Annotated in this window: 34 protein-coding genes and 1 tRNA gene; 7 read left to right on the top strand and 28 right to left on the bottom strand. The window is 50.3% G+C overall.

Going from position 1 to position 19,883, the window contains the following annotated elements; all coding sequences use genetic code 11:
• Positions 1 to 6 precede the first annotated feature (6 nt).
• From KXR87_RS09200 to KXR87_RS09075, 26 genes are all read right to left on the bottom strand, one after another.
• Entirely contained in the window at positions 7 to 1,482 is a 1,476-nt protein-coding gene (locus tag KXR87_RS09200) for a terminase (RefSeq protein ID WP_437431964.1), read from the bottom strand.
• A 9-nt stretch (positions 1,483 to 1,491) separates the two neighbouring features.
• Entirely contained in the window at positions 1,492 to 1,941 is a 450-nt protein-coding gene (locus tag KXR87_RS09195) for a DUF2280 domain-containing protein (RefSeq protein WP_437431963.1), read from the bottom strand.
• 33 nt (positions 1,942 to 1,974) lie between these two features.
• Positions 1,975 to 2,607, bottom strand: a complete 633-nt coding sequence (locus KXR87_RS09190; protein ID WP_437431962.1) for a putative metallopeptidase — start codon at positions 2,605 to 2,607, stop codon at positions 1,975 to 1,977.
• Positions 2,608 to 2,698: 91 nt separating this feature from the next.
• Positions 2,699 to 3,025, bottom strand: coding sequence for a hypothetical protein (locus KXR87_RS09185; RefSeq protein WP_437431961.1), 327 nt, complete (start codon positions 3,023 to 3,025; stop codon positions 2,699 to 2,701).
• 147 nt (positions 3,026 to 3,172) lie between these two features.
• A complete protein-coding gene (locus KXR87_RS09180; protein WP_437431960.1) occupies positions 3,173 to 3,346 on the bottom strand; it encodes a GnsA/GnsB family addiction module toxin in 174 nt (57 codons plus the stop codon).
• 319 nt (positions 3,347 to 3,665) lie between these two features.
• Positions 3,666 to 4,136, bottom strand: a complete 471-nt coding sequence (locus KXR87_RS09175) for a lysis protein (protein WP_437431959.1) — start codon at positions 4,134 to 4,136, stop codon at positions 3,666 to 3,668.
• A complete protein-coding gene (locus tag KXR87_RS09170; protein WP_437431958.1) occupies positions 4,133 to 4,573 on the bottom strand; it encodes a lysozyme in 441 nt (146 codons plus the stop codon). Before KXR87_RS09170 ends, KXR87_RS09175 begins: the two co-directional genes overlap by 4 nt.
• 3 nt (positions 4,574 to 4,576) lie before the next feature.
• Positions 4,577 to 4,852, bottom strand: coding sequence for a phage holin family protein (locus tag KXR87_RS09165; protein ID WP_437431957.1), 276 nt, complete (start codon positions 4,850 to 4,852; stop codon positions 4,577 to 4,579).
• A complete protein-coding gene (locus KXR87_RS09160) occupies positions 4,849 to 5,247 on the bottom strand; it encodes a putative holin (protein WP_437431956.1) in 399 nt (132 codons plus the stop codon). Before KXR87_RS09160 ends, KXR87_RS09165 begins: the two co-directional genes overlap by 4 nt.
• A 158-nt stretch (positions 5,248 to 5,405) precedes the next feature.
• Positions 5,406 to 5,481, bottom strand: a tRNA-Arg gene (locus KXR87_RS09155).
• A gap of 382 nt (positions 5,482 to 5,863) precedes the next feature.
• Entirely contained in the window at positions 5,864 to 6,553 is a 690-nt protein-coding gene (locus KXR87_RS09150) for a bacteriophage antitermination protein Q (protein WP_437431955.1), read from the bottom strand.
• Positions 6,554 to 6,674: 121 nt separating this feature from the next.
• Positions 6,675 to 7,274 (bottom strand): recombination protein NinG, encoded by a 600-nt coding sequence (locus KXR87_RS09145; protein ID WP_437432069.1) that lies wholly within the window; start codon positions 7,272 to 7,274, stop codon positions 6,675 to 6,677.
• A complete protein-coding gene (locus KXR87_RS09140) occupies positions 7,271 to 7,690 on the bottom strand; it encodes a hypothetical protein (RefSeq protein ID WP_437431954.1) in 420 nt (139 codons plus the stop codon). Before KXR87_RS09140 ends, KXR87_RS09145 begins: the two co-directional genes overlap by 4 nt.
• A 2-nt stretch (positions 7,691 to 7,692) precedes the next feature.
• Positions 7,693 to 8,289: a DUF1367 family protein gene (locus KXR87_RS09135; protein WP_437431953.1), complete on the bottom strand. Its 597-nt coding sequence runs from the start codon at positions 8,287 to 8,289 to the stop codon at positions 7,693 to 7,695.
• Between the two features lie 95 nt (positions 8,290 to 8,384).
• Positions 8,385 to 8,630, bottom strand: coding sequence for a hypothetical protein (locus KXR87_RS09130; RefSeq protein ID WP_437431952.1), 246 nt, complete (start codon positions 8,628 to 8,630; stop codon positions 8,385 to 8,387).
• A gap of 10 nt (positions 8,631 to 8,640) precedes the next feature.
• On the bottom strand, positions 8,641 to 8,895 hold the full coding sequence (locus KXR87_RS09125; RefSeq protein WP_437431951.1) for a DNA polymerase III subunit theta: 255 nt from the start codon (positions 8,893 to 8,895) through the stop codon (positions 8,641 to 8,643).
• Entirely contained in the window at positions 8,892 to 9,113 is a 222-nt protein-coding gene (locus tag KXR87_RS09120; protein ID WP_437431950.1) for an HTH-like domain-containing protein, read from the bottom strand. Before KXR87_RS09120 ends, KXR87_RS09125 begins: the two co-directional genes overlap by 4 nt.
• A 43-nt stretch (positions 9,114 to 9,156) precedes the next feature.
• A complete protein-coding gene (locus KXR87_RS09115) occupies positions 9,157 to 9,813 on the bottom strand; it encodes a hypothetical protein (protein WP_437431949.1) in 657 nt (218 codons plus the stop codon).
• Complete coding sequence (locus KXR87_RS09110; RefSeq protein ID WP_437432068.1) at positions 9,810 to 10,265, bottom strand: class I SAM-dependent methyltransferase; 456 nt, start codon at positions 10,263 to 10,265, stop codon at positions 9,810 to 9,812. Before KXR87_RS09110 ends, KXR87_RS09115 begins: the two co-directional genes overlap by 4 nt.
• 217 nt (positions 10,266 to 10,482) lie before the next feature.
• Positions 10,483 to 11,136 carry a hypothetical protein gene (locus tag KXR87_RS09105; protein WP_437431948.1) on the bottom strand — a complete coding sequence of 218 codons (654 nt, stop codon included), beginning with the start codon at positions 11,134 to 11,136 and terminating at the stop codon, positions 10,483 to 10,485.
• A 114-nt stretch (positions 11,137 to 11,250) separates the two neighbouring features.
• Positions 11,251 to 11,847 carry a hypothetical protein gene (locus KXR87_RS09100; RefSeq protein ID WP_437431947.1) on the bottom strand — a complete coding sequence of 199 codons (597 nt, stop codon included), beginning with the start codon at positions 11,845 to 11,847 and terminating at the stop codon, positions 11,251 to 11,253.
• Positions 11,844 to 12,215: a DUF977 family protein gene (locus KXR87_RS09095; protein ID WP_437431946.1), complete on the bottom strand. Its 372-nt coding sequence runs from the start codon at positions 12,213 to 12,215 to the stop codon at positions 11,844 to 11,846. The genes KXR87_RS09100 and KXR87_RS09095 overlap by 4 nt, the downstream gene beginning before the upstream one ends.
• 2 nt (positions 12,216 to 12,217) lie before the next feature.
• On the bottom strand, positions 12,218 to 12,964 hold the full coding sequence (locus KXR87_RS09090) for a replication protein P (RefSeq protein WP_437431945.1): 747 nt from the start codon (positions 12,962 to 12,964) through the stop codon (positions 12,218 to 12,220).
• On the bottom strand, positions 12,961 to 13,878 hold the full coding sequence (locus KXR87_RS09085) for a replication protein (protein ID WP_437431944.1): 918 nt from the start codon (positions 13,876 to 13,878) through the stop codon (positions 12,961 to 12,963). Before KXR87_RS09085 ends, KXR87_RS09090 begins: the two co-directional genes overlap by 4 nt.
• A gap of 84 nt (positions 13,879 to 13,962) precedes the next feature.
• Positions 13,963 to 14,514 (bottom strand): toxin YdaT domain-containing protein, encoded by a 552-nt coding sequence (locus KXR87_RS09080; protein ID WP_437431943.1) that lies wholly within the window; start codon positions 14,512 to 14,514, stop codon positions 13,963 to 13,965.
• Positions 14,515 to 14,544: 30 nt separating this feature from the next.
• Positions 14,545 to 14,772 (bottom strand): helix-turn-helix domain-containing protein, encoded by a 228-nt coding sequence (locus tag KXR87_RS09075; protein WP_437431942.1) that lies wholly within the window; start codon positions 14,770 to 14,772, stop codon positions 14,545 to 14,547.
• A gap of 50 nt (positions 14,773 to 14,822) precedes the next feature.
• Here KXR87_RS09075 and KXR87_RS09070 point away from each other — a divergent pair, with 50 nt between their 5' ends.
• From KXR87_RS09070 to KXR87_RS09060, 3 genes are all read left to right on the top strand, one after another.
• Positions 14,823 to 15,578 carry an XRE family transcriptional regulator gene (locus KXR87_RS09070; protein WP_437431941.1) on the top strand — a complete coding sequence of 252 codons (756 nt, stop codon included), beginning with the start codon at positions 14,823 to 14,825 and terminating at the stop codon, positions 15,576 to 15,578.
• Between the two features lie 304 nt (positions 15,579 to 15,882).
• Positions 15,883 to 16,701, top strand: a complete 819-nt coding sequence (locus tag KXR87_RS09065; protein WP_437431940.1) for a hypothetical protein — start codon at positions 15,883 to 15,885, stop codon at positions 16,699 to 16,701.
• Positions 16,698 to 17,504, top strand: coding sequence for a DUF3037 domain-containing protein (locus KXR87_RS09060; protein ID WP_437431939.1), 807 nt, complete (start codon positions 16,698 to 16,700; stop codon positions 17,502 to 17,504). Before KXR87_RS09065 ends, KXR87_RS09060 begins: the two co-directional genes overlap by 4 nt.
• A 48-nt stretch (positions 17,505 to 17,552) precedes the next feature.
• On the opposite strand, the gene KXR87_RS09055 is transcribed toward KXR87_RS09060, so the two are convergent.
• Positions 17,553 to 17,729, bottom strand: coding sequence for a hypothetical protein (locus tag KXR87_RS09055; protein ID WP_437431938.1), 177 nt, complete (start codon positions 17,727 to 17,729; stop codon positions 17,553 to 17,555).
• 5 nt (positions 17,730 to 17,734) lie between these two features.
• Positions 17,735 to 17,935, bottom strand: coding sequence for a hypothetical protein (locus tag KXR87_RS09050; RefSeq protein WP_437431937.1), 201 nt, complete (start codon positions 17,933 to 17,935; stop codon positions 17,735 to 17,737).
• 202 nt (positions 17,936 to 18,137) lie between these two features.
• On the opposite strand from KXR87_RS09050, the gene kil reads away from it, so the two are divergent.
• The 4 genes from kil to KXR87_RS09030 all read left to right on the top strand — a co-directional run.
• Positions 18,138 to 18,419 carry a host cell division inhibitory peptide Kil gene (gene kil / locus KXR87_RS09045; protein ID WP_437431936.1) on the top strand — a complete coding sequence of 94 codons (282 nt, stop codon included), beginning with the start codon at positions 18,138 to 18,140 and terminating at the stop codon, positions 18,417 to 18,419.
• Positions 18,416 to 18,613 (top strand): DUF1482 family protein, encoded by a 198-nt coding sequence (locus tag KXR87_RS09040; protein ID WP_437431935.1) that lies wholly within the window; start codon positions 18,416 to 18,418, stop codon positions 18,611 to 18,613. Before kil ends, KXR87_RS09040 begins: the two co-directional genes overlap by 4 nt.
• Before the next feature lie 12 nt (positions 18,614 to 18,625).
• Positions 18,626 to 18,784 carry a YdaE family protein gene (locus KXR87_RS09035; RefSeq protein WP_437431934.1) on the top strand — a complete coding sequence of 53 codons (159 nt, stop codon included), beginning with the start codon at positions 18,626 to 18,628 and terminating at the stop codon, positions 18,782 to 18,784.
• A 136-nt stretch (positions 18,785 to 18,920) separates the two neighbouring features.
• A partial coding sequence (locus tag KXR87_RS09030) for a RecE family exodeoxyribonuclease (protein WP_437431933.1) occupies positions 18,921 to 19,883 on the top strand: 963 nt, incomplete at its 3' end.

Raw genomic sequence — 19,883 nt, 5'->3', positions numbered from 1 at the left:
AGCTCCTTAGAAGAATACTGCGCCGACCTGCTTGCGGTTGTTCTTCGCAACAGCGAAGTAGCGGAAGCCGTCTGCACCGTGAGAGGTAAAATCGTGGAGAGGTTTATCTTTCCAGCAGCCTCGCTTGTCATCCCATTCTTTGCGATACCCCTCAAGGTGGGAAATGCCCTCAGCACACTTCTCTTCATCGAATACGCAGGCCGGGAGGATTTCACGTACCGATTCAATGCCAGTATCAACGCCTGTTTTTGGCACGACATTAAACGTCATTGAGTACATCTGGCCGTCAATCTCATAGCCTTCTTGCGCCAGCTCTTTGCGTGACTTCGCGTCTGCGCCGAATTCGCGGTTTTCTATATCGTGTGGGCCCCAGTGCTCGCCGTACTCATAGCCGCGGTCTTTCAGCACCTTCATGTAGTGCCGCAGGCCCTCTCCTGAATTTTCGTAGTAGTCGATAACGTGGAATTCGGTACCAACCTCACGAACAAACCAGATCGCCGTGGAGTCGCCCACGCCGATATCCCAGAAGGTATGAACCGGGAGGTGGGAGTTATCAGGCAGAGTGCCGATGCGCTTGTTGGTGTAGAGCCAGCGGAATTGTTTGGCGTAATACGCGCCCTCAACCGACTGCTGGAATGCCTCAGCTGGTATGGTCGGGTATTCCCGCTTCATATCGTCGCCGAGCGTTTTCTCTTTGGCGTAATACCAGGCGCGCTGGCGCTCGTTGACGACAACGCCGTGCTTAGCCTCCATTTCGGCGAAGTAATCAACCAGGCGCTGCGGCAGAGGCTCTACCGGGTCGATGGCGTACTGCGGATTCTTCCACCAGGAGAAGAAGAAAAACTTCCAGTCCAGATTGGATAATTCTTTCCCCTGCAACAGCGCTTTCTCAGCGTCCTGGCAGTAGTCGTAGAAATATCCCGCGCGGCCTTCAGCCGTACTTTCCAGAGTAATAACGCCGCCGAGTGGAACGGCTTCAAAAGCGCCGGTAACAATCTCCTTCGCCTTCTCCGGGTACTTTGCGCATATCTTCCCGAACTCTGACACATGAAGGCTGTATAGCGTCCCGCCACGAAATGACGTTGAAACCGTTACGCTCCCCCCTTTTGAGAACACGTATTCACTCGTGGTCTCTTTGACCAGGGGGTTTGCCAGTTTTATGTCATCGGTCATTCGCTGATAGGCGAATTGAGTCTTGTTGCGGAACAACCTTTCAGCGTCAGGAAGCGAGTGGGCGATCAGTGCGCATTCTTTTTTGTGGAAGATAGCCAGATCCAGCTGAATGATGCAGACCTCAGTTGTGAAGCCAAGCTGGCGAGCCTTCAAAATGACGTTGCGGTCATGCATCCCATCGAAATACTCCAGTTGTTCGGGAGTCATTTTGAATGTTACGCATTTGCCGTTCTTGTCTTTAATTTTGTAGAGGTTGTTGAGGCGCCAGAACCTGTTTTTCAGGAGCGTTCTCTGCTTTTCTGTTAACACAGTGACTCCTTACAGGTCTTCATCTCCTATCTCATCCATGACCGAAGCCACTGAGCTAACTGCTACCCCACCAGAGTGCTCAACCTTTTGTTTGTTCGTGTATGCGTCCCCGACCTCTTTTGCGGCCTGCTCCATCAGAGAAGCGGCCAGCGCCATGTTTTTCATTCCCTCAGCTCTGGTCATCATCCGGTCAAGCGCACGGAGACGATAAGCCTTGTTGGCGATCGGAATGTCGCTTAATTCGGTCTGGAATCGCTTACGGGTTCCGTTGAATAGCGCAACCCATTTCTGCGCAAGCCCCTTGCCGTTTGCTTTCGTCGGGTCATGAGATTCGACCTGCTGGCGTGTGATGCTCAGGCCAAATTCTTTTTTGACCGACTCAACCACCTGAGAGGGGGTATCGAAGCAGGCAAGAGACTGAACGATGAAGGCTTTGACCTCACCTTTCAGTGCCGCCATAAATCACCTGCCTGTCATAATCAGTCATAAAATTCACGCCAGTTTCAGCATGCACGTTCCGCATGCCCTGGCGATATTGAGGTGAGAGACTTCCGCTGGAGCATTTGCCGCATCAACCAACTCCTGCACTTCCACACTGGCACCGTAACGCCTTACGACACCTACGAACTCTTCGACATCGTGACCTCGCAAAGTAAGCACTGGATGCCCGGTCTCTTTGTTGAACTTAGGTGCGCCAAAATCATCGGTGGCCTGGGCAACGTGGTAAAGCTCGTGCTCCACCAGCGCGCAAAATTCGAGGTCGCTACATTGGGAGCAGTAATCGGCAGCAAGCGTGATGATGAACTTCGGGATGCGCCCGAACCATTCATACATCTGCTGTTCCATTCGGGCCTTTTGCCATCCACCAGCGCGCAGCATTACCTGTTCGGCCTGACCGAGAACGTAGCGCCCTTTCTTCGCGAATGAGCCTGATGCCCACATAAACGCTATATCAGCGTCTGCGAGGTGGAAGTGGTCAGGATTATGCAGATGCCCAGCATCGGCAATGATTTGCTCCTGCACCCATTCGTAAACACCTTCAGCGGGTATCAGGCGGGTGTGGGGGGCGAACTCTTCAACGAATGTAGTTGTTGGCAGTGGTCGGCGTTCGGCTTCATTCCCCATGGTTATCTTCCTATGGTTAAGCCATTAAAAAGGCCACTTGAAAGTGGCCTTTGTGATGACAATGAAGAACTACAGGGAGGTAATTCAACAATTAAATAAGATCACTAAGAAATTTTAAGCTGCCACTGATAGTTAAATCGGGTCTGCTCAAGACACTACCGTTGAAAACAGCGCCTTCACCTACTTCCTCAAACTGAAGCGCAAGATCTACACTGTCGACACCATTAAAAACAGTGGTGTCGTTAGGATTGTGGCGCACCACTTGAAGAGTTACGCCACTAGACTTGATTAATCCGCGGTAAAAGCATACGTAATCACCACCATTTATATGATTATCACGAATTGAAACTATCCCGTCACATTGTCCGTTGGGATTAACATTGCTGTCAAAAACCACCTTGTAAATGCCATCTTTCATTTTTGCATCCTTAGTAATTTTTCCGTACGGGGGAAAAATTATACGATTCTTAAATGAGAGCAGCAAAACATTACTCATTATCGCAGGCACTCAGTGAATGCCTGCTGTAATGCCAAGAAAAAATGTGCCTAAGCAGCTCTTTTCACTTTATATAAGCTTTATTTTTACTGCATATCCTTCAAGACCAGACATGGTTTCATTCGGTATAAACTCAATCTCAGAAACCTCTTTGCCAGTTTTTTTGCGGATCTCTGCAATTTTTTTACTAATAAAAGCAGAAATTTCTTCCTCAACTTTACGCTCCAGCTCTTCTTGTTTCATACATACTCCTTGTTCATACCCAAGCTTATAAAAATCATAGGTTATTTTTTCATAAGGCGCAGGAATCACCATCCCGGATATTTCTTAAAGAAGCCTTTTAACTGCATACTAAATCCCGCTCTTGCATATGGCTTTCTTCCACGCTTACGCTTGTTAAATACTCTTTTTCAGCCAGACTCAGTGCGAGTCATAAGGAAAGAGCGCCTCACCAGGGCTGATCTCAGGGATGAGAATTCACTCCTCAACTCTGCTCTGGCGGAACGCTTGTATCCCATTAGAAGTTGTCTGCAATATTGCCCTCCCACGAGAGGGCTTTTTTTTATTTCAGACACTGCTCACGCACATACGCTTGCAGACCTGTCAGTTGTTTGGTGACCGTTTCGATTCGCTCTCTGAGGGTGAAATAATCCCGTTCAGCGGCGTCAGTAAGTCGGGCGGTGTTGCCATCATCCACGCTGGTGGTGCTGGCCGTTCCGTTCGTGGGACATTTTGCGTTGACTCGCAGCCCACACTTGCCAGAGCTAACGCAACGCTGCAGATCATCAAGCTGCTTTTTGGCATCTCCTAAATCCTTCGTGTATTTCTCATCCAGTGCGGCAACGTCACGCTGGCGCACCTTCATATCGTTAATGGTGTCGTACGCCAGCAGCAGGTCGCCCTTCGCTTTATCGCGCTGCTCTTTATAGGCAATGGCGTTATCACGGTAGTGATTCACAAAGAACACCAGCAAGCCGATTAGCGCCAATACCGCCAGTTGCAACCAGTAACGCTTAACAAGCGCGGCAATCACGACAGGAACAGAGCACGCTCTGCCTCGCGCCGACGTGTAAGCCCATTCAGGACTTTTCCGCCAGCTTTATTCCAGCGCAGGAACTCATCAGCGGTACCAGCATAATCACGGGCGTTGAGTTTACGCAGCAGGGTTGATGTAGACAGCGACCGGGTGCCGAGGTTATACGTGAACGACACCAAAGCATCGAACTGCCCCTGAGTCACACTGACTTTAACCAGGCGTGACACGTCGTTTTCGTAACTGATCAGCCCAGCCTTCAATAGGCGCTCCGCCGCTTCCTGATTAATCCTCATCCCGGCACGAATCGGGTTTCCGTCGACAGGCTGAGTCCAGCCATAGCCGATCGTCCACACTCCGACGCTATCCTGGTAAGCAGTAAGCTTGCAGCCTTCGAATTGCTTGATCAGGGCAATACCTTTCTCGCTGGTTTGCATGGACTACTCCGTTATAACGACCTTTGCCAGGTTCCCGCGCGCCAGCCACACCGCCATGCAGATGACGGAGTTAAGTAGCAGATCACCGAGATTAACCTGTACGTAGTGGCCGAGAAGAATACTGAAGGCATTAAAGCCGGCGGCCAGGATGACCAGATATGCCAGAACGGCCACCAGCAGGCGGTGGCGTTTACCTTCTTTGCGAAAAAACATCAGCCTGAACATGATGAGCAGGCACACGATGGCGTTTGCGTCCATCAGGAACAGTTGCCATGTCATTTGTCTTCCTCCCCCAGCCCTGGCATGTTCCCCGTTTTTGATTTGCGGAGAATGCGCAGCAGGACTGCCACGGATATGGAAGCAGTAACGATTGCCCCTACGGCAGGAGAGACTTCGATAGATGCCGGGGGCGTCATCAGGCTGAGAGGGGTGTTGATAATCCCTGCCATGATTTTTGCCATCGGCACCGAGAAGAACACGCCGCTGATAAATGAAATCAGCGCAAATATCGCCTGCTTCCAGAGTTGATGAGGGTCTGAGGTCAGCACGTATAATGCTGTACCGGCAAGCGACCCGAGCATCACCGCAGGCGTGGCTTCCGGGAATAGCGTGGCGAACGTTACACCGACCGCAGCCGATGTAATGCCGCTGACAACAGTGAGTGGCTCAGACATAAGCATTCCGTGTGTAGAAGAAAAAGGCCTCGAGCTGCATTAACGACAAAACTCTGATTGAAGTTTCCCGAGGCCTGAAATAAAAACCCGCTCATGGCGGGAAGATGTGAGCACTGCAATGTCGGCCATGGGGTTGCCGAAAATACCCTGGCTGGGTATGGTCTGCCTGGCTGGATTTGAACCAGCGACCAACCACTTAGAAGGCGGCTGCTCTGTCCGCTGAGCTACAGGCAAATAAAAACCCCGGCATATAGCCAGGGATCTGAATTCTTCGCCACTAACCGTAGTGGCCACGCTCATGCCCTTGAGGTGCTGTCGCATCATCGCCGCTGATAACCGGTGCGCGGCTGGCCGTCGCGCTGCTTTACCGGAGCTTGTTTTGATATCAGAACCTTAACCCGTCACTACACAGGCTCGCCCAGTGGCTACTCAGGGCAGCATCATGACTACTGCATTGCCTTTCGGCTGCGGTCAATCCGTATTATTTGCACATAATCACACCCTCCAGAAACGACAAAGCCCCGCAATATGCGAGGCCTTTTAATCGTGAATCTTATCTTCCTGCCGCCGATTACAATTCAGGCAGCATATCAAAGTAGACTCAAATATGGCTTGTTTAGTTCGGTTTTGCAATACTTACATGTAAATTTGATGCCTTTTGATGTGAACGTGATCGGCAAACTGAAATTAGCGATTGCTTATCCAACGCGAAGAATATTCTAGCCATAGCCAGCCAATGAGGTTTATACGTCTCCGTCCATGTTGAATCAGCCACCCCCATCAAAGATGCAAGTTCAGCAAACTGATAACTCTCACGCCGGGCCAGTTGCTCTTTAACGTCCTGGGCAGCCAGCCAGATGAGGGCCTTCAGCTTTTCTTTGGTCTTCCCCGCTATGCGTCGCTCTTTTATCGTTTCGCTGAACAACTGCCAGCCATATTGCACAATCGCAGCCTGAAGGCGAAAATCAATATCATGAAGGTAATTCCACTTCACCCAGGCGCTTTCGGTATCTTCCAGTTTCGCGATGGCGCGGCGCCAGCTTGCCGTTGAAAACTCTACCGGGATGACCTGAGGGATAGAAGTTCCTTTGGCATGTGACTGCTTACCGGGCACTGGTGGGTTTCTAAGCATGATTTTCTTGCCAGATACCTCATCTAAAACATACTGGCGCTTTCGCGGGTACCGTTCGTGCGTGAACTGGAGCTGTTCCACCAGTGCAATAAGCTGTCCCTTTGTGCGGCCGCTAAAGTCGGCAGTGGCCAGCGCGATTTCTTCGCGGACATATTGCAGATATTGTTCGTTCATGCGGCGGCCCCTGTAGTTTGCTGCGATGGTTGTTTAACTGGTTCTTTGGTGTGGCGCGCAATCGCCTTGAGACATGCACGCGCAACGCTTTCGGCCTGGTACCGGTTGAAGTAGAAGACGGTCATGCGGCCTCCTGCTGTTTGAGCGCTTTCAGTTTCGAGCGGTATTCGTCCCGGATCCGGATATAGTCATCGCGAGTCAATTTCGTCAGCGCGTGTGGCCCCATCAACGTGTCAAAGCGCTCCTGGCCGATCTTGGCCATCAGCGCTGGTCGGTATGCGGTGAGGTTTCCGGAGAGGTGGTTATTGCAAACCGAGCACTGCTTGTGGCAGTTATCCTCATCAAATCGCAGCTCCGGGTTGGCTCCAGTCGTGCGGTAGTGCCCTGCGTGGTACTGGCCATCATGATGACGGTCGCAGCTTATGCACGGTAGATTCCGGTCCCGGTACCGGATGAAATCGTTGAAGGCCTTCTGCGCCTGCTTGATGAAGTAGCTGAGCGGCTTCACCGCCATTCGACGTTCGGCCTGGCGCTGGCGATCAGCTTTTTTTTCCGCCACCAGCCTGGCTTTATCTTTCCTCTGCTTTTCTGCTTTTGCGGCGTCGTTCGCAACTTTGCCATGGGCGTTAGCGCATTCAAACGAGCATACAAACTGGCCGTCACGGGTCGGATGAAACCACTCACGGCACACGGTGCATTTACGGCGTGGTTTCTTTTTCAGAATGGCAGGCATTGTTGTCCACCTCCCTGAATGCTGTTCAGTTCCCGCCGGTGCTCATTCAGATAGCTGTTCCAGTGTGCCTGCCGAATTATTGATGCCTGTTCTTCAGCCAGGACCGGCTCACGAATTGTCTTCCCTTTTCGGTGATGGTCTTCCCGAATCACCTCACCTTTCTGATAAAGGGCCTGACAAAGGGGGCAATAATCCCTTGTTTCCATGCTGCCGGCTTTACCTGAAAAGAAGATGTTTCCGTGCCAGGTCCCACACGTCGAGCACATGGGCGCATCACATGTGAACATTCCCCGAGCGTTACATAGGTGAGGATTTTCATCCTCGTCTGCATCCCAGCCGATGATCCCATCGCAATAGAGCGTTGCGGGCTCACCGCAGAAAAGGCATTTCTCCTTTTTAGCCATGATCACCCCGCATAACTCATCAACTGCGCCGCAGCGTTCTCTGCTTCCGCTTTGCTGGTAAATGCGCGGGAGAGGATGAAACGCCATAACACGTTGAGAGATTCGTTGTAGAGAGGGGCAAACGTGGTGTCGTCCATGTTTGCAAATGAAATGCTTTTTGCTCGCTTGCGCTGGGTGCCATCCGGCAGGTTAACGATGTCATAATACCCGGCGCTTACTATGACCCATTCCCGATAAGCGTCGAACGATTTACTGGCAGTGATATTTGATGAACGGCGCTCTGCTACGTCAGCAAAGAACTCTTCTGCATAAGACGTAAGGACGTCACCGCTACCCACCCGGAGGGACAGATAACCCACATAGCGATTTACTATGGATTTTTCAGCAGGCGTTATCGCACCGCCGTTCGGCTCCCAGTATTCGAAGCCCAGATTCAGGAGAGAGAAATATTTGCGGTGTAAAGCGGCATTGCGTACCTGGCGGAATTCGCCTTCCAGTACCGCGCCGAGCTTACATTTAGAATGCAGAAAATCGCTGCTCTCCGGTGTAGCGGGGATCAGGATTCCTGAGGAGTGCTTGAGAAGTTGTAATTGCGCCATGGTTTTCTCCGTGGCGCACAGGTTGTCAGTTGTTCAGGCTGATACTGGTATTATGAACAGGTGATTTCTGAAAATCAAACCAACAAACCAATATTTTAGATATCTGATTCCCGGTAAACATAACAAGTCCCATCCACCCAGAACGAATGGAAATACGACTGGGTTTTAGGCGATTGGGTAGGCACGGTCAGCGGAAGTAACGCATTCGCTACTCTGACGAAATCCTCGAACCCTACTCCCAAGCGCAACCGGCACAACTCATCAATATCCGACTGATTATCATTGTCATCAGGGTGCGGATACATCGCACGCAACAAGCTTTCAAAATCCTTATCTTCCATTTTTATCTCCTTATTTTTTAATGGCCCCGGCCATATCAATATAGCGCGGGTCGCTTGCGCGCGGAAGTTGTAGGCTCTTCTCACGATAGAAGCGCACGCGCTCCATGAAGTATTCGCGAAGGTGTTCAGGCTGTTCACGTGCCACCTGTTCGGCGATAACCGGCATGTTCATGCGCTCTTTGTACGCTACCCCAGCAACTGCCAAATCGACGTTTACCTTGTCCATTTCTTCCTGCGGTTTTGCTGCTAAATTCCAGTCGCTCATGAAGATGCCCTTAGTCTTGCCGCCAACTTCATAGAATCGGTAAACAACGTCACAAGCGACGGCTTAAGCCCAATTTCTTCGACAAATTCCTTTGCAGAAACGGTAATTAACTCGCTATGAAATTTAATAATCTGCATCTGAATAGTAACAGTGCGGTCGCCTTTCGCTGCTGTATCGACCGCGTGTTTTATTGCTGCAAACATTTCTGATTTTTTCATTGGGGGTACCTCCAGACTGGAGTATATCCCCGCTCTTGATTTATCACACCCCTTTCGGCGCTGAGGCTAGTAAGCGTTCGATTTCTTCGTGGGCGTCATAGCACTGTATCGCGCTAAAGCACCCACGGCTCCCATCGCTATCAAACAGCCGATGAACAGCCTCGACTAAACCTGCCGGAATATTTTGAGGTGTGTTTTGTGTTTCAGTCTGGAGCATGGCGGCGCGGCATTCTTTCGCAACACCACGTAATATCATGGCTGCGTAACGCTTGCGCCGGTCTTCTTCGAAGCATTCCGCTGATATTGCGGCTGCATCCATCCTTTCGGCATGACTCTCTATGATGCTAATCACCTCATCAGCCACCGCTGCCGGGATTGATGGCGCGGGGTGGGTGTAGAGCGGACCAGGTGGGATATCAAAACTACGCAACTGTACATCGCATTTTCTCTCCTCGTTAGGATGAGACCATGCAACAACATCAGCCACCGGCTCTTGCTCGTATGCCACCAGTGCGAAGCGGGCCAGCTCCTTGACCACGGCAGGCGGTGCCAGATTGTCATTGAAATGGTCGTAAAGGCCGATAATCGTTTCAGTATCGTTCTGGCTGATATCTTCATTCGTACCATCACGCACCGTTATGATTTCATCAGCCGCTTCGATAATTTTTTGCAGAAGCTCTTTGCTCAGTTCGTGTGTCATACGGACTCCTTCACGAAGATAATCCAGTGGGTTTTGTCGCCTTTTCCGGTGCGCTGGCCAATCACTGGTTTTGCATCTGTCAATGCCAGAATCTGGCTCACTGGTATTTGGGTTTCGTTCCATTTGAAGATGAGAACGCCGTGTGGCCGCAACACCCTGAATGCTTCTGCGAACCCAGCGCGAAGGTCATCACGCCAGGTGTCTTTGTTCAGTCGACCATATTTCTTGCCCATCCAGGCGTTTTCACCAACACGCTCAAGATGTGGCGGATCGAATACCACAACCGGGAAAGAGGCATCGGCAAACGGCAAATCGCGAAAGTCGGCGACAACATCAGGATTGATGACCAGGCTGCGCCCGTCACAAAGCTTGTGCTCTTCGGTTCGGATATCGGAGAACACGGCGCGTGAGTCCTGTTTGTCGAACCAGAACATGCGGGAGCCGCAGCACATGTCTAAAATTCTCTGCTCCAACTTCACTCCCCTCCCACGACCAATTTAACTTCGGCATCAAGTTCCTGCCTTTTTACGCGGCGGGCATGGCGATGCTCTCGTTTGATTCCTTCCGCTCTGGCATGAACTGAACGGCGATTGTTGTACTTATCCGCAGGGTATTTATCGTGACCCGGGCAACAGTGGCCCGGAGCTAAAACATCACAAATTTCGCGCTTCACTTTTCTTCCCCTCCCACGGTCAGGGTGATGCCAGCGGCTGCGCGTTCTGCTTCGCTTTGCTCCCAAAACCACTGGTGAAGCGCCATAAGCTCTTCGTCAAGCGGCGCATATTTACGGTCAAAGTAGGCCTGAGCATCTTTCTCCGCTTCGTCAGGTAGCTCGCCAGGTCCAAACAGTGTGTTATAAATCCAGGCTAAACCATTTTTAGCGTCGCCAGTTCCTTGCCATTCGATAATTGCCGCCTGCATGACCAGGAGGTTTTTGCCAAACATCAGGTCGGTTTCTTTGAAGCGCTTGCGGATGTATTCATTCTCGCCTTGTAATTGGTCGATGCGCTTCGCCTGATCAGCAATCAGCGCCTTATCAGCGTCACGCTCTGCCAGCAGGGTTTCAGCAACATTTGCCAGAATGGTTGCATACTCAGCGTCGCAGCAGGATGCGCAGATGGCGCTGCCATCGTCTTCCGTTACGGTATCTTTATGATGCCCGCAATAATCGCAGGTGCGCATTACGCTCGCAGTCCAGTTACGGTGTTTGCGCTTCATCTGCGCCTGGAGTGCCTGAATCTGTTCGTTGCTAATCATTGCTATTGTCCTCGCAGCAATAGTGCGCGCCGTCAGGCGACGTACTTTTAAACCCGCAAATGTCACACTCGATTTCTGGTAATTCGCACTCATGCTGCTCGGGTTCGTCAGCCTTGTAATAACCACCGCATATGTTGCATTGAACCTCTGGTACTTCGTCGAAATTACTGGTGCCGGTAATCATCCCTGCGCTCCTTTGCTCTCGCGAAGCTGGCGGGCGAATGAAGACGCAAGTTCATAAAACTTGGCGTAGATAACAACCTGCCTGTCGAAATACCCTCCAGACTGTAATTTTTGATGCTGGGCAGACATTTCGGCTGCAAACATCTCCACCCCTTCTGCTCGCAGGGCTGCGATTGCGGCGTCGGTGGCGGGGGTTTGGATTTCATTACTACCAACCTGCTCGGTCCGGCATTCGTCATCAGTCATAGTTACGACGCGATATTTTCGGTTCGGCATGCGGGCGGCAACCTGAACATCAAAGATGTCATCAACGTCCATCTCACATTCACTCGCGATTTCATCTGGGTGTTCATACGGCGCTTCAGGGTCTTCTGCATCCCAGAACATCAAATTTGATTTCAGCGCCACACTTTCCGCCACCAACGCGTCGCGCTGCTCAGTCAGCAGGCGGACCTGATCGAGTAGTTCTGCAAGCTGTTCAGCCGAATACAGCGGGATCAGTTTTTCATCAGCACGAACACGAGGTGTTGAGACACCTTTGTGTAGTTGGATTGAGCCATGTTCGTCACGGCGGTCATATGCGTATGGTTTCATGCCTGTGCACTCCCGAAAATTTTGTGGATGCGGTAGCCCTGCCAGTTCTGGCGGCACTCATCGAAAATGCCATTACCGTTTCGCTGCATCGCTTCAATCTTCAAACGTCGCTGGCCATACGGGCGGCGTGCGCGAGCGATGTTGTATTCCGCTATCGCTTTTTCGTTGCGGAAAAGGCCGAATTTTTCAAAGCGGATTACTTCGCCAGTGGCCCCGGCGTCAAGGAATCGGCGGCGCATAGTTTCCTGCTCAACGCCAAAATGCGCAGCGGCCTCAGAGGTTGTCAGGCGCCCTCGTGATTTGACCAGGGCGATGATGTCGCGAATCAGCTGCTCGCGGAGTTCTTTGGTTGCGTATTTATGTGCCATGCTCATGCCCTCCCGCCCTTGAATCCAAACTTCGCCCGGATTTCCTGAACCTTGGACAGGCTCTCTTCACGGCTTAATGGTTTTTTCCCCATCACCGGCAGTCGCACTACAGGCTCAGGTAACACCTCGCCGCTACGGACGCGTTTCACCATCTTCGCCAGCTCATCTCCGGCCTTGCGGTTCAGCTCACCGTCGGTGAACCCCTGCAGACGCATCTGCTGGCTCAGGGTGGTGACCATCCAGTAACAGGCTTTGGATTTGGTGGTGTGCTGTTTGTCTGCGGTTTTACCGGGCCACGGATAAGACTCGGCGTCAGGGTAGCTACCGCGAATGCGGCAGTACTGGTACACCAGGGCAACCAGTTCGTTCTGGTCAGGCAGACCTACAGCGGCGCTTTCCTCAGCACGGCACCAGGCGACGAACTGGCCGGGCGACGGCAGGAATGGTTTCTCCTGACGACGTGCAACGCGCATACCAGCATCGACCTGTTCCATGCTGGTGATCCCAGCTTCCCCAAGAGCCAGAAGCCACTGACGGCGAATCTCGTCGTACTCGCCCTGGGTGCGAATGGCAGATACGGCAGCCGGGAATGCAGCACGCAAACGTGCGAACAGCGAGTTAAAAATCTCCGCTACCTGCTCTGCCTGACGCACCGGGCCGCTTGCATCCTGCACCTCTGGCATTCCGTTGGCGGCACGTCGAAAGTTTTCACGGTCGAAGTTGTGAAGTTGCTCAGAGAGATTTTTCATTTCAGCACCTCGTTGATCCAGTCGGTGTTGTTGAAGTCGATAGCGGTACCGCCACGAGTAACACCGCTACTCAGGCTCTGGCGCTTCGTGGTGAGCTTGTCCCACTGTTTGCGAAGGCTTGAAGGGCTGAGGATATTGTCTTTCCAGAAATCGTTCTGGCTGGCCCATTTGAGCAATGAACAAATCTCATGATGAGAACGGAAGTCTTGCACGCGCATCAGTCGGATGGTGTTTGCCCATTCGACCCAGCGCGGCTCGGACAGACTCGCGTTAACCACCAGCAACTGAGCGTAAATCCACTCTGCGGCACGAAGGTCTTCGGCGGTTCCCCATGATTTACCGGACGGTGTGTAAATACCGCCGACTGCTTGAGGGTGACGAGAAAGAAACTTCTCGGTAGGGTCGTCGGAGGATTCGTCAGAATTCTCAGACGAAGATCTTTTAATACTGTTCTTGTTATAGTCTTGGGTGTCTACCGTTTCCGGGAAGGTTTTTCCCGATTTCGGGAAAGATTTTCCCGTTTTCGGGAAGACTTTTCCCGTTTTCGGTTTGTCCAAAATCCAGGCAGATAGGTCAGTATTTATACCGACTATTTTCATCACGCCCTGCTTGTGACTGAAAATAATTCCACGCTCAGCCAGGGCGCTTATCGCATCAGAAACATGCGAATCGGCAAGCCCGGTAAGCCCGGAAATGACAGTATTCGTAACCCGGTCCTGTTTTTTGTTCCATCCGTAGGTCAGCCAGATAACCGCTTCCAGGCATTGCCATTCACGTCCCGACATGCGCAGGCGCGGCTTCAGCTTCTGAATCTCGTTTGCGATCCTGGTGTACCCGTTGGACAGGTCGGCCATAAGACCTCCTGTTTGCTCGGTTTGAATAGGGAATTTGTATATTTCAGCGGTGTTTGACATACTGCTCTCCGCAATTGCCCAAAGTTATTGCGCCTGAAAGCCGTTGGTGTTCGAGCACCGCGGCTTTCGCCATTTTTGAACCTGTCATACTGCCCCCAGCATCGACGTTACGATTGTCATCAGTGGGCCAACCTGATCCGGCATCAGCCGAAACAGGCTTGCTATCCCCTCGCTTACCTCCTTCAGCTTTTGATGTTCTGGGGCACCCAGCAGCACGGCCTGCTTGGCTTCAGCACACTCCTTCATCGCTGCCGCAATGCGCGCCATTGTGTCTTCCTGCGGCGCCAGGCGGGAACGAAATTCCAGTGGCAGAACAGCTAGGATCGCCGGCGTCAGTAGGCGAACGTTTTCAGCTGCGTACTCTGTCTCACCGTCCAGCCAGCGGAAAATCTTCTGCATCTGGCGATGCGAGTCAGTCGGTATATCCAGCCCTTCACCACCAGCGCGGCGCCACTCTTCTGCGATCAGCGCGGCAACAAATTCACGGCTACGGCAATCAGCTGCCCAGGCACGAACGGCAGACCGAATGTCGTCGTGGTTTATACCGGCCGCAGCGGGCTTTCGATGATTTTCATAAATCAGAACGGGATGGCCTAATCCTGTACTCTGTTGATACGTAAGTGATTGCGTGTGCATTGCTTTCCCTTTCGTGGTTAGTACCGCCGGTTAGGCGGCAGTATTATTTGCGCTGAGAAGTTGCGCGAGATCGGGCCTGATATCTGCCGCTTTGATTTTCCCTTCAGTGGCAAACACGATTTTCATCACGTAACGTGCATCAATCCCGCCGCCATGAAGCCAGCGCCACACGGTTGGTTGAGCAACACCACAGCGATCGGCTAGTTTTTTTTGGCTGCCAGCGATGTCAATTGCTCGCTGGATAACTTTGTTGGTCATATCCAATTCCTTTAAGTATTGGTCGATATGGATAATAGCAATGCGTATTAATGTTGGCAATAGCTAAACGTGTTTTGACCACCAATACGCAAGCGTATAAATTGAAAACTATGAAAAAAGAAACTCTTGCAGACCGCCTTAACCAGGCAATGGAATTGTCCGGCATGTCTCAGGGCGCTCTCGCGAAAGCGTCAGGTGTCGCTCAGCCCACCATTTGGCGCCTCACCAGTGGCAATGCTCGCGGCTCGACAAAAATCGTTGAGATTGCCAATGCACTTGGCGTTAGAACGGAATGGCTTTCTACTGGCGAAGGAAGCATGCGGGCTGATGGCCAGAAGCCTGCGGAAGTTGTCGCTCAGCCTCGCACTGATATCTACAGAGTCGATGTGCTGGATGTTCATGCAAGCGCGGGGCCGGGTTCTATGCTGTCGACCGACTTTATCGAAACCATCAGAGCGATTGAGTACACACCGGAAAAAGGTCATGCCCTATTTGGCCCGGTACCGTCTTCTCAGGTTAAAGTGATCACCGTTCGCGGTGACAGCATGGAAGGCACGATTGACCCAGGCGATGAAATATTCGTAAACATCGGTGTGCGGCATTTCGACGGCGATGGTGTGTACGTTTTTGTGTTTGGCAATACACTGCATGTTAAGCGGCTGCAGATGCACAAGGACAAATTGTTGGTGATATCTGATAACGCCCGGTACAAAGAGTGGTACATCGAGGATGGAGATCTGGATCGCTTTCACATCATGGCTAAGGTGCTCATCAAGCAGACAATTGCTTACAAGCGGTTTGGATAACAGTTAGGCATGCCGCAGACGTACAGGAAGCATGGCTAGGCAGGTCTCAACGCAATGAGATGTAGGAATTAGATCACTTGGTTGGCGCTTGGCTGGAAAGGCTTCACAAGAAGTGCTTAACGGAGCGGATTGTTAAGGGAATTCATCTCGTTAATCATAGATTTTTTTGATAAAAAATCAGATTTTTGGACACTATTCAATCAAAGCCCAGGCTGATTGAAACTAATCTGTACCGATAATTCCGTGGAAATAAATCAACTTAACGTTAGCAGAGGTTCCAATGTCAGGCTGGAGGAATACCAAAGTGGCTCAAGAAAATGAACCAGAAAACAGCGAATTACCGGAGCAAGGTAATCTTTTTGAGTTAGAGTTCAACGATTACACTCCATCTGGACTTGGTACTGTTCATCTTTCTGGATTCGCGGTCGCAAGCGATGAGATGGAATATGCAGTAAAAGGAACAAATGGTAGCACTCCTTTTCCAGTACAAAACCCGACTCAGGTACCTGCAGCAGAATGGTTCTGTACATGCCTTGCTGAAAAGTGTGGCATTGCAACCCCAGTATGTAAGGTCCTTCGCTGTATAGCTGATGGAAACTATGTATTTGGTTCAAGAATAGAACATGCTGCTTGGAAGTTAGGCCTAAGCGCTCCGCAATGGCTAGGAATACTAACTAATGCTAGTGATTCGCTTAAAAGGCAGTTATGGGCAATTTACGCCTTTGACCAGTTTGTGCATAACATTGATCGCCATCTGAATAATTATCTCTATATGCATAATAGTAGAGACCAAGTAATCGTTAAAACATTCGATTTTAGTTTAAGCTCATTCGTTATTGGCTGGCCAAGAAGCACCGCGCTTACGCTTCCTACTGATTCGACAACAGTTGTTAACTGGAACCACGCCAAGCAAATGGTTGGGGATACTCCCGAACTTCGCGCTGTAGCTTTGAATATCCTTGACAAAATCGATAAAATTGGCGTGTCAGTGATTTCTGATATATTGTCTTCTATGCCTGAAGAATGGCTACCGCCTATGCACAAAGAATACATTTTGCGATGGTGGGATAGTGAAGATAAGGCGATGCGCCTAGAAGCAATAAGACAGGAGATAATGTCATGACAACATTCAAATACAGCTTAATCAGAGTAACACCTAATCTTGAAAAGGGTGAGACGATTAACGTTGGAATGATTGTTTACCGTGACAATGAAATTGACGTTAGAATGATTAATTCCGTTTCAAAACTTCGCGCTATTGATAAAGGGTTAAACCTTGAATATCTGGAAGATTTAACCTCTTCTTTTTTTGATGTATCAAAGGTAATGAAAGATATTTATCTTCTTCCTCGATTATTCAAAGGCTCTCTTTCTCTCTCTGATTTTGGAGTCTTCACTGTAGGTGATATGGCTCTTTATGAAACAAAAATTAACGAGCTGATGGCAAGACTCGTTAACCCGCAGAGAGCATCTCATAAGCGCGTTAGCAGAAAAATATTTTTCGATATAAAAGATACATTTATTCGGAACGGGGTTTTTAGCAAGTATAATGAAGACCTTTACAACCACAAGGTTGTTGCCAATTATCCCATCAGCTCGGATGAAGGACTTATGGCAGATTTTTTACTTAAAAATGGTAAGTATCATTTAACTGAAACAATAGATTTTCGCTCTGAGAATGTTAAAAAACAAATGGGTGAGGCAGCTATAAGTGCATTAACCATAAGTAAAGCGTGTGAAGTTTTCAGCCACAATATTGACTCTTTTGTTATCTATGCCGCTGAAACAACCGCTCAGGAAAAAAGCGCGAAACAGCAACTCAACTTATTAGAAAAACATACAGATAATTTAATTAATGCTTTTAGTAAAGATGATATGAGTCATTATTTCGAAAAAATGCTTGAAGCTTCCTCGATGCTTCATTAATTGATATATGTTTAAAAACCCGGCCACCGCGCCGGGTTTTTTATTGCTCTACTTACCGTCTTTAACCAGCAACCTTTTGATGAATTCAAGCTTCGCGGTCTGCCTGCGCATCTCCAAGATTTGCAATGCCTCATAAGCCTCAATCCCCACTAGCTGACTTTTCTCCAGCCTGTCCAAATCCGCTTTGAGTAACTCAATTTCTTCATCTGTAACTGGTGGTCTCATATTCCTCACCTCACAAGTTCCGCCGCATCCCTGTTCACGCCCTTCCCTATCACGTTCCCTGTCTCACGCCGGTTGTGCTCCAGCTTATCTACCAGGTTATCTCTGGTGATCGGTACGCGCTCGCCTATCAACTCAACCACCGCCAGGCCGATCGCGTTCAGAATTAGTCCCGCTTTGTCGTCAATCATATCCATACGAAGCTCCATTTCGACGCTTTTCTGAGCATAGCACGCAGTTTTTACAAAATTAAATTCCTTTTGTTATCAAAGTATTAATGCAAATTGCTATTATTTAATATCAATAAGTATTGCTATCAATAATACGTATAGCTATCATAATCCCATCGCAACACAACTATGCGCACAGGTTTCTTTAACGTTCTGACGCCGGGAAAGACCGGGGGATTAGATGGTAGTCACTCACAACAATCAGCAGTACAAGGTCAAACCTGTAGCTAATGGCTCACTCTGGCGCCTGAGCTTAGTAGATAGCCCCCGCGATTCTGTCGTTCTGAATCGAGAGCAAATGGTTATCGCTGGTCTGTCTGAAGCAATCACTGTTCGCACCGTTGACCTGAACCGGGTCCGCGCAGCGCAAAACAAAATCGTCATTGCCCTATTTCTCGAAGATGCCCACATGTGGCACCAGGCAGTGCAGGAATTCCACTACGCAGCAGGGGCTACGCGATGAACACCCTTTTCGCTTTAGTTCTGACCGTCGGCATGACCAACGGTGATTTTCAGGATGTGGTGCTGGGCGTGTACGAAAGCCAGCAGGCATGTGAAGCAGCTGCCGTTGAGCAGCAGGTATCGGGCGAATGCTTTGAGATTGAAGGCATTGTGCGCGGAGGTGAGCAACCGGCTGGTTACAACGCGAATTTGTGAAAGGAGTGATTCGTGGAAATCAAATGCGCGTACTGCCGCAAACCGATTGAGCAAGGGAAAGAAGTTAAAAACGAATTGCTCTTTATCCAGGGCGCACAGCTGGCGCGCAAAGAACACGATTATTGCTCTAAGCAGTGCGCAGAGCATCACCAGATGGCAAACGAGCCATAACGTAAAAACCCGCCGAAGCGGGCCTGTACGTCCGGTGCCACCGATCAAAGTACACCGGAAATTACCAAAACCAATGAATACCCAATGGGCGCTATCAATGGCTCGGGGATCTTACATCCAAAAATGAGGATCTGACATGGAATCTTTCCATCTGCTTAAAGCCAGTCAGAAGTCTGGCAAGAAAGATGCGGTGATTTGGTTCACTGCGAAAAGTGCAGCGCGCGCAAACCTGCAGCTGGATGTTGCGCTGGAAGACGCCGAAATCGAAACCGGTCGTGGTAAAGATTACGCAAAACCGATCCGCACCGATTTTCCGGTAGTTAACGACCTGCCTGAAGAAGGCGCAGTGGATTACACCTGGTGCGAACGCTATGAACTGGCTGACGATGGCCGTACATGGCAACTGAAAGCCGGCAAGGCGCCGGCAGATGAGTTCCACCCCGCACCGAGCGCAGCAGTTGTTGATACTGGTGCCGAACTGCCAGACGCGCTGGAAACTGCCGAAGAAAATGCAGCACCTGACGCTGTCGCAACTGTACCGGTTGAGAAGCGCGGGCTGGCCGTTCGTCTTGCCATCTACATGCTGAATGACAAATACCTGACCCACGTAACAAAAGATCAGCAGATTGCCGCCAGCGAATTGTCGATGGATGAAGGCAATTTGTACATGCGGAACTTATTCCAGGCCATCAGCGATGTTGCTGAGTTTGCCGACCTGTCTCTGCACGTCGAATGGAAACTTGTTCAGGCAGTTAAATCAGTATTTCCTCAGGATGAAGAGCATGACCAGACGATGCTGGTCGAGTTTGTAACTGACTGGATCGCTGCTGAACCAGAGGCGCGTAATCAGATGGTTAAAGACTGGCTAAGTGCAAAGTCTGAGGACGGTACTTCGGAAGATTTTAGCAGCGACGTTGAAGAGGCTATGCTGTGGCCGGTTGCCCAATTGTCGTTTCGCAATTTACTTCTGTCCCAGTTCATCGTCGATGAGTTTACTCACCACGTCACTGCAGAACAGCGCAAAGAAATCTCCGCGCTGGAACTGGACATGGACAACAGTTATATCCAGAACATGCTGCTGGCGTCTGAAAACGCTGAC

This window comes from Yokenella regensburgei, assembly GCF_051486985.1.
GTDB lineage: Bacteria > Pseudomonadota > Gammaproteobacteria > Enterobacterales > Enterobacteriaceae > CBFFRJ01.
The sequence above is the reverse complement of the archived record's forward strand: the minus strand, read 5'-3'. Positions and strand labels throughout refer to the sequence as shown.